This is a genomic window from Synergistetes bacterium HGW-Synergistetes-1, from assembly GCA_002839185.1.
In the GTDB taxonomy this organism is placed as follows: Bacteria; Synergistota; Synergistia; order Synergistales; family Synergistaceae; genus Caenicola.
This window is the reverse complement of record PGXO01000002.1, coordinates 1-14,314: the sequence shown is the minus strand read 5'-3', so window position 1 is coordinate 14,314 and position 14,314 is coordinate 1. Positions and strand designations below refer to the sequence as shown.

Here is a 14,314-nt window from a genome sequence, read left to right as displayed (position 1 = left end):
AAGATTTGTTTCAGGCTTTGATAAGTATATTCAGAGCTACAAGGATTAGCACGACTCCGCCCGAATATTCGGCGTAGATACCGATCTTTTCCCCGAGTTTTTTCCCTCCCAGCGCTCCTGAGAAAGAAAGTAAAAAAGTTATCACTCCGGCGGAGAAGGCAAGAAGCAGAGCTGATCCCCCGGAGCTTTTTATTGAGAATCCGACTATCAGCGCGTCAAGGGAAGTGGCAAATGCCAAGATCAGGACGTTCATCAACGTTATGTTCATGCAGGAGTTGGTCTTGTCCTTTCCGAGATAGGCCTCCCTTATCATGCTCAATGCCACCCAGATTATGAGGGCTGCACCTATCCAAGGAGCCCAGCTGTTCAGAAGGCCTGTCATGTTGGCAGCTATGAGGGCCCCAAGGAGGGGCATCCCAAACTGCGAGATCCCAAAAGCCCCTCCCAGAGTAAGAGCGTCGCGCCGGTCAAGGTCTCCATGGCATATGCCCATGCATACAGAGACAGAGAAAGCGTCCATAGCGATAGAAGCCGCTGTTGCCAAAGTGCTGAGATCGAAGCTCATTGAACAGGATCCTCATTTTTTTTCACATAGCAGTGAGAGCGGTAGAGATCAAATATCAGGAGGAAAAGTACCAAAATAAGCGGTCCAAGAAAAACACCCAGAAAACCCCACTTTATTACCCCGCCGAAGAGTCCCAGTATCACAAGCAATGTAGGGATCTCTTCTCCCGTTCCTTTGCTCTTGCCTCCGCTTATCAGGAAGGGGCGCAGAAGATTGTCGATAGTTCCCACTACGATAGAACCCCATGCGAGAAGCAATATGCCCCCTTTAAGGTCTCCGGATAGGATCAGGTATAACCCTCCCGGTATCCACACAACGGCGGTACCGGCCGGGAACATCCCAAAAAAGAACATCAGCATTCCGAAGAACGCAGGGGTGCTCAATCCGACGAACCACCATCCGATTCCCCCAAGTATTGCCTGAATGGCCACTGTCAGAAGTATCCCGAAGATCACAGAATTGAGGAGTTTTTTTGTGCGCGAGAAGAACATAGTCTTCTCTTCCTCTGAAAGCGGTGTAACGCTTTTTACATATTCGACAATATTTGCCCCGTCCCTGATGAAGAAGAAGGATACCATCATTACAACTATCATCTCTACCAGGATCGAAGAAGCGCCTTGGATCAGCGATTTTGAAATATTGGTAAGATTTCCCCCTGCCCACTGTGCTGTCTTCTGAACGAAACCCCTAACAGATCCGGAGTCCAGAAGAAAATCTTTGAGGTAGTCTTTAAGCCAGCCCGGTAACCATTCGGGAATGAGATAAACAAAATCTCTTGTCTGGTTTATCTCGTTTATCGAAATAAAATCTGTAATAGCTCCGATAATTTTTGAGATCTCGTTTCCAAGGGAAGCTATGATGTATATGAGAGGTATTATGAACAGGATAGCAATAAGGCAGAGCGCAGCAGCGGCAGAGATATTCCTGAAACGCCCTTCTGTGAGATTTGTTAAATAACGGTAGACAGGCTGAACGATAAAAGAAAGCATACCTGCCCATATCAGGGCCATCATTAATGGATGGGTGACCTGCCATGCCAGGAAGGCAAAAACTGCCATAAAAAAAATAAAGGCTGTGCGGTCGCCCGGAATGTTATCCTTCCTTTTACATTTTTCTTCGTTTAAATCCAACCGTGCCTCTCTCCTCTGTTGTATAATGGTGTTGGAAATGTTCTGATTATACATCAACAACAAACGGGAGTGGTGGACAATTGAGTATATCGGCAACAGAGCTTTGCTATCCGTATCCCGAGGAATCCGAAGGGACATCAAAGGCGAAAACTCCTTCCACACAAAATAGATCTGAACCTGCACGCAGAGAATCCATAAAGGTCATTGCTGTAGGAGGCGGCGGCGGGAACGCACTCAACCACATAATCACAAAAGGAATAGAGGGTGTTGATATCCTCGCAGTAAATACAGATATAAGAAGCTTGGACATGTCTCTCAGCCACAATAAGATCGTTCTTGGCGAGAAAGTCACGAAGGGGCTGGGAGCAGGAGCTCTGCCTCACATAGGAGAACAGGCGGCAAGAGAATCACTCTCCGAAATACGCGAGTATCTCCGAGGGTCAGACATGGTTTACCTGACTGCCGGTATGGGCGGTGGTACAGGTACAGGTGCTCTTCCGATAATAGCCCAAACCGCAAAGGAAATGGGCATACTTACAGTTGCGGTAGTTACCAAACCATTTATGTTTGAGGGAGCAAGAAGGATGCGCTACGCGGAAGAAGGCATCGCCAAACTTCGACAGTGTGTAGATGCTCTGATAGTGGTGCCTAATGACAGGCTTCTTCAGATATGCCGCAAAGAGACTCCTTTAAGCGAATCCTTCTCGATGGTCGACGAAGTCCTGAGGCAGGCGGTACAGGGCGTTACGGACCTTGTTATGCGTCCGGGAATGGTCAATGTTGATTTTGCTGACCTTAAAGCTGTCATGAAGCATGCGGGCATTGCTGTAATGGGCGTAGGCTGTGCGAAGGGTGAAAACAGGATCGATAATGCACTCAGGGAGGCATTGGAAAGCCCGCTGATGGAGTGTTCAATGCATGGAGCAAAAGGAGTCCTCATGAACATAACATGCGGAGAGGGTCTTGGAATCTTCGAAGTGCAGCAGGCTGCCGCATATATTGAAGAAATCATCTCAGAAGATGCGACCTTTGTCTGGGGATGTGCTGAAGACAGCGATATGGAAGAAAGCGTTGAAATAGTGATCGTTGCTACTGGATTTGAAGACGACCATTCAGAACGCGATGGATTCCATCAGGAATCACCTGTCAGCCCGCAAAGGTCTGTTTTCAAACAGGAGATCCAAAGGCCGGTCTGGCATGAACCCCTTTCGACTGCAGCAGAAGAAAAGATAGAAAAGGATACTGCCCCTGTGGCCGAAGTCAGAAGAGGGCCGTCATGGCTTGAAGAAAAAAAGGGACCACAGCTTGAAGAAGCGATTCCCAGGGAATTATCCGAGGAATTGGACGAACCTACGTTCCTCAGAAAAAACAAGACCTCCGGCAAACCTCAGATAGTCTGAACCTCAGATTTAAATTATATATAACGTAAAGCAGGACGCCTCCCGTATTTTTTAGGGGGCGTCCTGCCTGTTATGTTGAACGGGGATTATCGTGAGGGAAAAAGCAAAGAGTGTATAACGGGATCTTCGTGACGTAAAAAAGCTAAAGAAGGAAATAAGGTCAAGTTTAGTCAACGCTTTAACGCTCATTTTTACTCTTAATATAGTCCAGATAAGGGTCATTTTCCCGAAAACGATGACTTCCAGTGATATAATTTGACGAGTTTAATTGAGCGGTCATAAGGCAGCCGAATAACAGGAGGAATAGAGATGGCAGTAAAAGCCAGTTCAGAGTTTGATTATGAGATATGCAACAACAGGATCAGACCTATTGCGGAGGCCCTCATAGCGAAATATGAAGAGCTGCGACACATAGATCCGGAGAAGATACTTTTTCTTGTCAACCACAAAAGCTCCGGAAGCAAAAAACAGATGGTGCTTGCCAGGACCAACAGGATCTCTCCCAAATGGACAGAGATACTTTATCAGCTGGGAGCCTGTTCGTATTTTTATACGGTCGAATTCTATGCGAAGACAACGGCGGCAATGGACGAAAGCCAGATGGTAGCGCTGGTCTACCGTGAATTGAGAAGGATAGGCCCGGAAGGCGAGATACTGATACCCGATGTACACGACTGGTGGCAGATACTCATGGGCCTGGGAAGGAAATGGTTCTACCCCGACAGCACATGTCCTAACCTTCTTGATGACAATGTCGACTGGAAAAAACTTATGGGACAGTACTACGAGGATATTCATTCTGCTGAGTAGGTACAGAGTCATTTATTCAGCGGATATCTTCGGGAGATAAAAGTTAAAGCCCCGCGCCGCGGGGCTTTGTTGTTATCAGGCTCCAGGTTTGATGCGTTCGTAACCTGGTTCTCCGTTTTTTTTGTTTGTGATCTCAAATATCTCGAGTATCGGTAGTTTTTTCCAGATCCGCTCTTTGCCGGAGGAGTATATTATCTTAATGTCCGTGAGTCCGAGGATGCTCTCCCTTTTGATGTCAAGGCCCGCATTCTCTCCGTTTTTAAGAGAAGTATCCTTTAGGAGATTTTCGGACCAGATATTCCTCCCTGTTTCAGATAGGAAGATCCCATTTATTTCTGAACCCGAGCTGTTTATAAACTCAAGGGGGATGCCCTTTTCTTCCTGCTTTTCTTCTGCCGGAGTCGTGGTGCTGCAGACCTCTGCAAAAGCAGGCAGGGCAAGAAAGAGAAATATGATCGCCGCAAGGGCTGGTATCTTCTTCATTAGATCACTCCTTTTATTATTATTCTGTAATGTAATATCATTATGTTCAATAGGTAAAATAGCCTGTCTGAGTTATTATTTTCTCGGGTATTATCGGTAAAGATGTGGATCATATTATCTCTTCAATTTAGGACGGGGTGATGGGCATGCTTTGGAAAACGTCAGAGAAGAACCTCCTTGGGATACTCTCGGTCATTGCTTTGATATTATTATCTTTCGGAGCGCTCCCTGCTCCCGGAGTCGGTGAAAAAGAATTCCTTATAAAAAATTTTACTCCTCAGGGAGAGGTCAAGGGAAGAATTGAGATCAAAGCAGTTTTTAACCGTCATGCTGCCCCTGAAGGCAGGATAGGGGCACCTCTTTCTCCTGACGAGCTGCCATTTAAATTTACACCGGCAATTCAGGGTACCGGAAAATGGGTGGATGACACGACCTTTGTCTACTACCCCAAAGCCGGCCTGCTGGATAAAGCTACCTCATACACAGTAACTGCCAAAGCCGGACTGAGGGACAAAGAGGGCCTTCAGCTCTCCGGAAAGCAATCCTTCCTTTTCAACACAACTGCTCCCATGTTTATTGGCGCAAAACAAACAGATTTTGATATTGAACGAGAAACAGTTAGCTATGAACTGGAATTTTCACTTCCGGTATCACCGGCAAGGCTTCGAGGGTACACCGAGGTGAAAGAGACGTCGGGAAAGCCGGTAGAGTTCCAGATAGAACAGGGACCTGTGTCAAGAAAAATAAGGATGAAAGTGTTCACTCCAGGAAGTCCCAAAAACATGAGACTCTCCATATCTGCAGGAATGCCTGCATCCGCGGGTAATCTAGGTCTGGCAAAGGGAATTTCTGTCAGCCTTGATATTGCTCGGAACATGGAGATCAGGGATTCAAATGCCTTTTCAAGCATAAACAACGGGGAAATATATGTTGAGACGACTGCTCCAGTTGATTTTTCCAAAGCCGGCGCATTCATTGAACTAAGCCCGAAAAGCAGTTACACCATCGAACCAAGGGACAGGGGATTCGCTATCGTCGGTGCGTTCGAACCCCAGGACAGAGTAAAACTGACCGTCAGAAAAGGTTTTCCTGCGCTGGGAGGCAAGCCTCTTGGTGTTGAGTGGCACAGGACTTTTATATTTCCGGAGAAGGAGCCGGAGATACGCTTTACAGCACCGGGAAGGATCCTTTCTCCCGCAGGAAGCATGAGGATCCCCATAGAGACAGTGAACATAGATACTGTCCAGATACTTGTCTGGAAGCTCTTCGAAAATAACATTCCGATTGGCATGAGGAGCCCATGGTCGGAATATCCAATTGATCTTTCTTCGATGCTGGCAAACAAAGAATATAAGGTCCAGGGAGGCCTTAACAAAAAAGTACGCAGTGCCCTGGATCTCAAACCGCTGATAGGAAACGAAAAAGGAGTATTCCTGCTGCTTGCCCAGAACAACAGCGGAGAGTGGACCGAAAGCAGGCAGGTTGTTAATGTTACTGATATCGGAGCCACAGTCAAGGCCGGTCCGGATTCTGCGCTCTTCTGGATAAATTCAGTGAGTACAGGTGATCCTCTGCACGGAGCGGAAGTTACACTCTGGTCATGGTCGAACCAGCCTGTCGCAAAAGGCCGGACAGACAGAAAGGGTCTTTTACAGGTGAGATACAACCCTGACAGAGATCTCTATCCTGTCATGGCAACTATAAGCAAAGGCTCTGATACTGCCTTTATAAGATTTGACAACGGACTCTACGGAGGGAAAGAAGTATTCGATACGAACGGAGATCCCTGGATCTACAAAGGTTACAGCGCATACTGTTATACCCCGCGGGATATTTTCAGGCCGGGTGAAAACATTCCCCTGGCAGCGGTTGTAAGGGACGCAGGGAATGTATTTTCCAAACCCTTCCCGGTAAACATAAAGATATTCAATTCAAAAGGTACCCTCTCATTTTCACATACAGAGACGCTGACAAAAGAGGGGACGATTTCCAAAGAATTTCACGTCCCAGCGGATGCCCCAACAGGAACGTGGTCCGTGAGCATCCATATCCCGGGAGAAGATGAGCCGATCGGTCGGAAAGAATTCTATGTTGAGGAATTCGCTGCCCCAAGGCTTTTTGTAGAAGCTGGCGCCTCTCCGGAGATCCTGATCGGGAAGGCCGGAGCCGAGATCTCGATCTCATCAAGATATGTTTTTGGGAGCCCTGCTTCCGGCCTGCCGTGGGAGTCTGAGATGAGGACAGAAGAAAGAGAATTCAGCCACGTCAATTGGAAGGGGTTTACCTTCAGGGATTCTGAGAAAAAATTTCAGCCTGAATCTGAATACATAGGTTCGGGAAAACTGGATCAGGAGGGCAGGGCTAAACTTAATCTGCCCGGCAGGGACCGCACGGCTCCCTCTGTACTTGATATCCTCGTGGGAGCCTCCGTCTTTGAGGAGGGAGGCCGCAGGGTCACCAAGACTGCGGTTCTGAGGTGGTATCCGTCTGAAGTATTGCTCGGCATAAGCCTGCCTGAGGGAGTTTTTTCTCCCGGAAAACCGATAAATTTTACTGTAGGAGCGGTAAAACCAGACGGGACCCCCGCATCTTCTGAGGCAATAAAGTACTCCCTTTTCAGAGTTGTGGAACAGAGGGTGACCTATCAAAAAGACGGAAGGACGGACACCCGTCTGCAGCAGGAACTGCTGCCCAGGGGAGAAGGAAATCTTAAGCTTTCTTCGGGCAAGGCTTCAGGAAGCTTTATGCCTTCAGAAGCAGGCAGGTATTTGCTCAGGGCAGAAGATACCTCCGGTGGATCGCGTGCCTCGCAGTATATCTATGTATACGGAGACGAAACCGCCGATTCTGACGTCGGCCCGGACATGGTCGAGATCATGACTGACAGGGAGAGGTACAGGCCCGGAGAAAAGGCTGTTGTAAAGATTAGGTCTCCCCACAGCGGAAAACTTCTGATAGGGGTAGAGACCTTCCGTGTAGTCCATAGTTCTGTATATGACATCAAAGAGGGAGATACGGAAATATCATTCAAAGTAACAGGCGAAATGGCACCCAATGCTTGGATAACAGCTCAGGTAATAGAAAAAGAAAAGGGCGGGGAACGTTCAAGGGCATACGGAGTCGCACCGCTTTATCTTGATAACAGGGATAAGAAATTAGAGGTGACAATCGAAGACCCGGGAAGGATCAAGCCGGGGGCAAATGATTTCAGGCTGAAAGTAACAGACAGCAGCGGCAGGGCAAAGGAAGCCGATATTACTGTAATGCTGGTCGACGAGGCTATACTCGCGCTTACCGATTACAAGACACCCGACCCCTGGAAGCACTTTACTTCGAAGAGGATGCTCGGAGTAGAGACCTATGACATTTACGATTCAATAATCAAACCGGAGGATCCATCCTCGCCAATGTTGAAGGCGGGAGGAGGAGGTCCCTCAGAGATGGCTCTGAAAAATTCGAACCTGAGTCCGGTCCAGGCCAAAAGGTTCAAAATGCTCTCGCTTGTAAAAAAGGTGCGTTCAAATTCAAAAGGGGAATGCGTTTTTTCATTCACTGTACCGGAATTTGCAGGAAAGGCCAGGCTGATGGCGGTCGCAGTAACTCCTGCCGAGTCAGGGGGAGCTTCTGTGGAAGTGGACATAAACAGGGAGGTCGTAGTCGAGCCTTCGCTTCCGAGATTCCTGGCGCCGGGAGACAGGATCACCGTTCCATGTCAGGTTTTCAACAGGAGCTCAAAAAACATAAAAGTCAGCCTCAATGCCGAAACAAGCGGACCTCTTCAGATAAAGGGAGCAAAAAGCTTCAGCACTACGTTGAAACCGGATTCAGATCACACCTTTAGGATAAGTTTTGAAGGTACCGGAACAGGAACCGCGAGCGCTTCCTTTACAGCGAGGTGGGGCAGCGAGGTCCTTAAGACCAAACTGGAGATCCCTGTAAGGCCGGCGTCGCCTAAAATCACAGAAAGTCTCTCAGAGATCATAGAGCCCGGGAAGACAAAAGATATTAAAATACCCGGCGGCTGGATGGAAGGTACGTTGAGCGGTACTCTCGTGATGTCGGCAATGCCCTCAGCGAACCTTCAGGATATTGCACGCTTTTTGATAACATATCCGCACGGGTGCATGGAACAAACAGTCTCTTCGGCGTGGCCGCTTCTTTTGCAGCGCGACCTTGCCTCCTCGATCGACAGCTCCATCGGAGATCCCGATCCCATGAAAAATTCTCTTGAACTAAGGGTACAGAAGATATTGGGACTCCAGAATTATGACGGAGGTTTTACCAGATGGCAGGGCGAATCCTGGTCCCAGCCCTGGGACAGCCTCTACGGTACCCATTTTCTTGTAGAAGCTGGGAAAAACGGTATAAAGATCCCTGAGGAAAGACTGAATGAGGCGCTTAAATATTTGAAAAGGCAGCTTTCCGTGGAGCCATACGACGTAAATGATGAAAACGTCTGGCGTCAGGCGCTCTCGAGAAGGGCATACGCCTGTTATGTACTTGCCCTTGCAGGAGAGCCTCCTCTAGGCTGGATGGAGAGCCTGAGGGACAAAAATGACTCACTGGACTCATCAGGCAGGTTATTTTTGGCAGCGTCCTATGCTGTTTCAGGGCAGAAGGGCGAGGCTGAAAAAATGCTTGGCAGGAAGACCGGAGCAAAAAAGGAAATCCCTGGCGGAAATGAAAATTATGATTCCAATCTAAGGAATGAAGCCCTCGATCTTCTGGTCAGGGTACACATAGACCCCCGAAGCTCGGGGTCGGCATCCTCGGCATCCGGTCTGCTGGGATCGGTCAGGAAAGCGAGGTACCTGAATACTCAAGAAGGGGCATTTGCAATGCTTGCCCTATCAAAATTCTTCAGAGCGCAGCCGGCTTCCGGGAAACCTTCAGGAGAGCTTTTCTCAGGCCAGAAAACTTTAGGAACAGCCAACTCAGAGAAAAGGACGATATCAGCTCCCCTTGATGGAAGGACTTCTTTCAGGGCCGTCAACAAAGGATCTTCGAGGCTCTTTGTGTCCTGGAGCGCTGAGGGCATCCCCCTTGGAAAAGTTAAAAACAGAGATAACGGCATGGAAGTGAGACTCTCTATGTCAGACCGTAAAGGGAAGCCTGTGGGACAGAAGATCGAGCGGGGTACAGCCCTAATATCGAATGTCTCTGTTTTGCCTGGGGCAAAGGACCTCAGGAACGTCGTGGTCATTATCCCGCTTCCGGCAGGCCTTGAAATCGAAAATCCGAGGTACAGCGCGGACGCTGAGCCCATTCCTCCCTATGTGAGGGTGGAAGCAAGGGATGACAGACTCCTCCTCTACATAGAAAAACTTGAAAAGAGGCTGGACTGGAAATTCATACTCAGGGCAGTGACATCAGGGGCTTTTGATGTGCCGCAGATATCTGCAGAGTGTATGTACGACCCAGCTGTTTCCAGCGTAAGCGGCGGCGGCAGGATAGAGATCAGGTAGGATATCAGCTCATCCGATCCTTTGATATGAAGCTCAGACAATACTTATCTGATACTTCGAAAAAAGACTTCCGTAAGGTCCGTAAAACGTGGCCCTTGCTGCTTATCCTTGTTTTTGTCTTTCTAACAGCGGCCCTTTCTGTTCCTGGTGAAAAAATAACAAAGTGGCACTGGTCAACAGTAGTTACAGATAAGCGGGGTGCGCCTCTTCAGGGATATCTTTCAAAAAACGAAGAGTGGTCCCTGCCTGTTCCATTGGAGGAAATGGGAGCGTGGATGCCAAAAGTGGCAGTTGCCCTTGAAGACAGGAGGTTTTTTTCTCATCCGGGAGTTGACGGAATATCCCTCTTGAGGGCGATGATCCAGAATATGAGGGCAGGGAAGGTAATATCCGGGGGCTCAACGATAACTACACAGCTGATAAGACTTTCTTTACCAAGGAAAAGGACACTCAGAAACAAGGCGGCAGAGTTCTGGCAGGCTATACAGCTGGAAAGACTGATGACGAAAAGAGAGATACTTGAGCTCTACCTCAACAAGGCTCCGTTCGGATCCAACATTAGGGGCATCGAAGCAGCCGCCAGGGCCTGGTTCAGCAAACCCGCCAAAGAACTATCCCTTTCGGAAGCGGCAATTCTTGCCGGATTACTGCGAGGTCCGGCATTATACCGCCCTGACAGACATCCTGAAAGGGTCCTGGCATTAAGGGACCGTCTTCTAGACAGACTTGAGGAGCTCGGTATCGCTTTCCCTGATGAGATCCGAAGGGCGAAGCTCGAATCTGTCCCGGCAAAGCGCTTTGCTATACCTTCTTCATGCAGGGAAGCTTCGGCGCATGCCGCAGCTCAGGGGGCTTCCCCCGGACTTCGTGACAGATACGGACGCATAAGATCTTCCATAGACAGAAGGATGCAGGATATTGCCGAACAGGAACTCAGACTCGCACTTTCGGGACTTCCCAGTGAGATCACGGCTGCAGCTGTTATAGTTGAGAACGAGACCGGCCTGGTCCGAGCCTATGTGGGTAATATGAGGGAAGAAGGAGACGGACCGGCATCCTGGGTCGATTGCGGCAGCTCGCCCCGTTCTCCCGGTTCCCTGCTCAAGCCATTCGCATATGCGCTTGCTTTTGAGTCAGGAAAACTTACCCCCTCATCCCTGCTTGCTGATACACCCATGTCGATGGGACAAACAGCGCCCCGCAACTTTGACAGGATTTACAGGGGACCGGTTTCGGCAAGAACAGCCCTTGCCGATTCCCTAAACGTTCCTGCAGTCAGAGTCCTCAGGAATATTGGACCAAACAGGCTCCTGGACCTTTATAGGAGGCTCGGTTTCAGCGGCATCACAAAGGATGCCGGGTGGTATGGAGACAGCCTGGTACTTGGCGGGTGTGAGGTGACCCTTTTAGAGACGGCAGGAGCATACCGGACTTTGGCAACCGGAGGGAACGCGGGTCTTATCAGCTGGATAGAAGAAGCCCCCTCGGTCGAAAAAAGAAAAATCATATCAAGCGGAGCCGCTGCTTTAACGATAGACATATTAAAGGACGAAAGGAGGCTTATGCCTCTTTACAGGGAACTTTTCGGCGAAGATGGTACGGTTATTGCCTTTAAGACCGGAACCTCGTATGGTTTACGCGATGCATGGACAGCCGCCGTTACAAAACCGTATACGCTTGTTGTCTGGTTTGGAGATCCGACCGGGAAACCCCACCAGGCGCTGGTCGGAATAAAGACAGCTGCGCCGCCGACCGTACGCATTATGAGAAAGATAACGCCTCCCGGCACAAACTGGTTTGAATATCCTTCTGAAGTAAAAAAGGGAGAGGTATGTCCCCTCTCCGGTTCTCCGCGCAATTCGCTCTGTCCGAGGGGAGTAATAGATATCTTTATTGAGGGTCTCTCTTCAAGAGAACCCTGCAGGCTTCACGTAATGGGTGATAACGGGCCGGAGGTGAGGTGGCCTCCTGAAATCGAGCTTTTCCTCTCGGACAGGGAAATTGAGCGGACAGTTTCCATGATAGAGATAACATCGCCCAGGAATAATGCGTCCTACATAATGGGAAGCGGAGGAGGAAAAATACTTCTGAACTCAAAAGGCGGCGAGGGAGAAATCTATTGGTTTGTTGACGGAGGGCTCTGTCCTCCCGCAGAAGGTTCAGGGGAGGTCTGGTGGCAAATGAGTGAAGGCAAGCATAAGATCTCTGCTGCTGACGCATTTGGTAATTCTGCCCATGTATGGATAACGGTGATATCAGGGAAGGTAAAAGAGCAGGAGGAAGAATTACCGATCCTTGAAGAAGTTGAATAAAAGCAGCGGGGCAAAGGATTTTTCGTTCAGTGCCTGACTATTGGTACAGCACTCTTTCCCCATTCGAGTTTTTGAAGCATGCCCCTTAAAAACATCTCTTCAAGCGAGGGGGCTATCTCTGCTTTTGAAGAACATGGAACATATAGTTTCATCTCAACGTTTTCCCCGTACAGGGCGGAGACCCTGTCTTCCCCGAAACCCCATTTTTTCAGCGAAGAGGAGAGGGTTTTTGAGTATTCGTAGCTGCAGGAGAGATCAAGCTGAAGGTTAAGCTCCATTTCGACAGTACCTGCCTCTGTGACGGCAAGTTCGGCTACCTCGCCGTAAGCCTCTATGAGTCCCCTTACCCCGAGTTTGATCCCGCCGAAATAACGAGTGACCACGAGAAGGGTGTTTTGAAGGGAATGCCTCTTGAGCATCCCTAAAATCGGCCGCCCCGCTGTACCGGCAGGCTCTCCGGCATCAGAACAGTGTTCCAGTATGTTTTCTGTCCCGATCCTGTAAGCCCAGCAATGATGATTCGCCTTGGGAAATATTTCGGCAAAACCTTTTAACTTTTCTGAGGCCTCATCCGGGTCTAAAGCTATACGCACAGATCCAATAAAACGTGACCTTTTGACAGTCAGCTCAACGTTGATCTCCTTTGCCGGAGCTATAAAAGAATAGCTGTTTTCTACTCCGGCCACTTTTCCCTGAGCCTTTTCCAGGTTGAATTAAGGGCCTCTGATACTACGCGGACCTCCCCCAGGACGGGCATGAAGTTTGTGTCACCGTTCCAGCGCGGTACCACGTGCATGTGGAGATGCTGGTCTATCCCTGCACCTGCAACTTTTCCCAGATTCATTCCCATGTTGAACCCGTGGGGTTTCATTACTTCGGTGATGACCCTGTGGGATGTCTGGCACAGTGACATCATCTCTGAAAGTTCTGAGGGGGTCAGACCCGGTAAATCCGCTGTATGACGGTATGGGACTACCATCAGGTGTCCCGGATTGTAGGGGAACGCGTTAAGTATGACGAAGCATTCTTTGCCCCGGTGGAGTATGAGGTTCTTTTCGTCATCGTTCATTTTTGGAAATTCACAAAATATGCATCCGGGTTCCTTTTGTTCGTTGTCGTCTGAATTTGATAGGATGTAGGCCATCCTCCAGGGAGCGAATATCTTGTTCTCCATACATGAGCCACCGCCTTGTCTCTGCCGATCTGATAATTATTATAGTGCTTTTTACATACCAAATGCCAATACTTGTGGTATAGAATTAAGTGCGTGTTTGAAAAACCAAGCGAACAGGGGGAATATACATGAACAAAACTTCAAAGTCCCGGGCGTTGATCCTTATTTTGGCAGCAGTCGTTATCTTCTCGACAGGCTTCACAGCATTTGCAGAGGAAAAAGCACACGAAAGAAGAATAAGGCTTTCTGCCGAGCTTGTACGGGATATGGCAGCCCAGGATGATGCAGCAAGCATGGCCGACGTCATCAAGTCGGGAAAGGGAGTTGCGATCTTCCCTGCTGTGACAAAGGCCGGACTAATGATTGGAGGACAGGTAGGAGAGGGCCTGGTCCTCCTGAGGAATCCCAACGGGACATGGAACGGTCCCTCTTTTATGGGCCTTTCAGGCGCATCGATAGGGATCCAGATAGGAGCACAGTCTGTTGGCCTTGTATTGGTAATTACGAATGAAGATGGCCTCAGGGCGTTTACAGGTGGAAACAGCTTCAAGCTTGGCGCTGATGTTGCGATAGCTGCCGGTCCCGTAGGCAGGGATACCTCAGCTGCCACTGACAGCAGAGCCAAAGCCTCGATCTACAGCTACTCGATGTCAAAGGGTCTGTTCGCAGGAATGACGTTTGAAGGCTCTGTGCTGAACCAGAACAGGGATGCCAACAGGGCTTACTGGGGCAGGGACATGTCTGCTGAAGCGGCACTTAAAAAACCCGCCAATGACAAAAGGATAAAAGAACTTGTAAACAGTCTTAATGCTCTTGTCAAAAAGGCTCCCAAATAACAGGCAATTGGGGCATCTCGCGGCGCTAGCTTAGCAACACGCGATGCTCCTTCACCTCAACGTATTGATATACGCCTCGTATATTGATGTAAGTATTTCAGTTGTTCTGTAAAGACGGGTGAAATACAATGCAAGCAGC

The 14,314-nt window shown here is 49.0% G+C and carries 10 protein-coding genes; 5 read left to right on the top strand and 5 right to left on the bottom strand.

Going from position 1 to position 14,314, the window contains the following annotated elements; all coding sequences use genetic code 11:
• Positions 1-10: 10 nt before the first annotated feature.
• Together CVV54_02030 and CVV54_02025 are read right to left on the bottom strand one after the other, a co-directional pair.
• Positions 11-565 carry a hypothetical protein gene (locus CVV54_02030; protein PKL05072.1) on the bottom strand — a complete coding sequence of 185 codons (555 nt, stop codon included), beginning with the start codon at positions 563-565 and terminating at the stop codon, positions 11-13.
• Positions 562-1,833, bottom strand: coding sequence for a hypothetical protein (locus CVV54_02025; protein PKL05212.1), 1,272 nt, complete (start codon positions 1,831-1,833; stop codon positions 562-564). The genes CVV54_02030 and CVV54_02025 overlap by 4 nt, the downstream gene beginning before the upstream one ends.
• Between CVV54_02025 and CVV54_02020 the strand changes: the two genes are divergently transcribed.
• On the top strand, positions 1,782-3,095 hold the full coding sequence (locus tag CVV54_02020; GenBank protein PKL05211.1) for a cell division protein FtsZ: 1,314 nt from the start codon (positions 1,782-1,784) through the stop codon (positions 3,093-3,095). The two genes, CVV54_02025 and CVV54_02020, sit on opposite strands and share 52 nt — an antisense overlap.
• A 309-nt stretch (positions 3,096-3,404) precedes the next feature.
• Positions 3,405-3,905 carry a hypothetical protein gene (locus CVV54_02015; protein PKL05071.1) on the top strand — a complete coding sequence of 167 codons (501 nt, stop codon included), beginning with the start codon at positions 3,405-3,407 and terminating at the stop codon, positions 3,903-3,905.
• Positions 3,906-3,980: 75 nt separating this feature from the next.
• On the opposite strand, the gene CVV54_02010 is transcribed toward CVV54_02015, so the two are convergent.
• Complete coding sequence (locus tag CVV54_02010; protein ID PKL05070.1) at positions 3,981-4,388, bottom strand: hypothetical protein; 408 nt, start codon at positions 4,386-4,388, stop codon at positions 3,981-3,983.
• A 140-nt stretch (positions 4,389-4,528) separates the two neighbouring features.
• Here CVV54_02010 and CVV54_02005 point away from each other — a divergent pair, with 140 nt between their 5' ends.
• Complete coding sequence (locus CVV54_02005; GenBank protein PKL05069.1) at positions 4,529-9,853, top strand: hypothetical protein; 5,325 nt, start codon at positions 4,529-4,531, stop codon at positions 9,851-9,853.
• A 26-nt stretch (positions 9,854-9,879) separates the two neighbouring features.
• Positions 9,880-12,165: a penicillin-binding protein 1C gene (gene pbpC, locus CVV54_02000; GenBank protein PKL05068.1), complete on the top strand. Its 2,286-nt coding sequence runs from the start codon at positions 9,880-9,882 to the stop codon at positions 12,163-12,165.
• A 26-nt stretch (positions 12,166-12,191) separates the two neighbouring features.
• Here pbpC and CVV54_01995 read toward each other — a convergent pair whose 3' ends face one another.
• Entirely contained in the window at positions 12,192-12,821 is a 630-nt protein-coding gene (locus CVV54_01995; GenBank protein ID PKL05210.1) for a thymidylate synthase, read from the bottom strand.
• A 17-nt stretch (positions 12,822-12,838) separates the two neighbouring features.
• A complete protein-coding gene (locus CVV54_01990) occupies positions 12,839-13,339 on the bottom strand; it encodes an HIT family hydrolase (protein ID PKL05067.1) in 501 nt (166 codons plus the stop codon).
• Between the two features lie 128 nt (positions 13,340-13,467).
• On the opposite strand from CVV54_01990, the gene CVV54_01985 reads away from it, so the two are divergent.
• On the top strand, positions 13,468-14,175 hold the full coding sequence (locus CVV54_01985; GenBank protein ID PKL05066.1) for a hypothetical protein: 708 nt from the start codon (positions 13,468-13,470) through the stop codon (positions 14,173-14,175).
• Positions 14,176-14,314 lie beyond the last annotated feature (139 nt).

Excerpts from the sequence above, each read along its gene's own strand:
- CVV54_02015 (PKL05071.1), top strand. The coding sequence starts at position 3,405 with ATGGCAGTAAAAGCCAGTTCAGAGTTTGATTATGAGATATGCAACAAC.
- CVV54_01985 (PKL05066.1), top strand. The coding sequence starts at position 13,468 with ATGAACAAAACTTCAAAGTCCCGGGCGTTGATCCTTATTTTGGCAGCA.
- CVV54_02010 (PKL05070.1), bottom strand. The coding sequence starts at position 4,388 with ATGAAGAAGATACCAGCCCTTGCGGCGATCATATTTCTCTTTCTTGCC.
- CVV54_02030 (PKL05072.1), bottom strand. The coding sequence starts at position 565 with ATGAGCTTCGATCTCAGCACTTTGGCAACAGCGGCTTCTATCGCTATG.
- CVV54_02025 (PKL05212.1), bottom strand. The coding sequence starts at position 1,833 with ATGTCCCTTCGGATTCCTCGGGATACGGATAGCAAAGCTCTGTTGCCG.
- CVV54_01990 (PKL05067.1), bottom strand. The coding sequence starts at position 13,339 with ATGGAGAACAAGATATTCGCTCCCTGGAGGATGGCCTACATCCTATCA.
- CVV54_02005 (PKL05069.1), top strand. The coding sequence starts at position 4,529 with ATGGGCATGCTTTGGAAAACGTCAGAGAAGAACCTCCTTGGGATACTC.
- pbpC (PKL05068.1), top strand. The coding sequence starts at position 9,880 with ATGAAGCTCAGACAATACTTATCTGATACTTCGAAAAAAGACTTCCGT.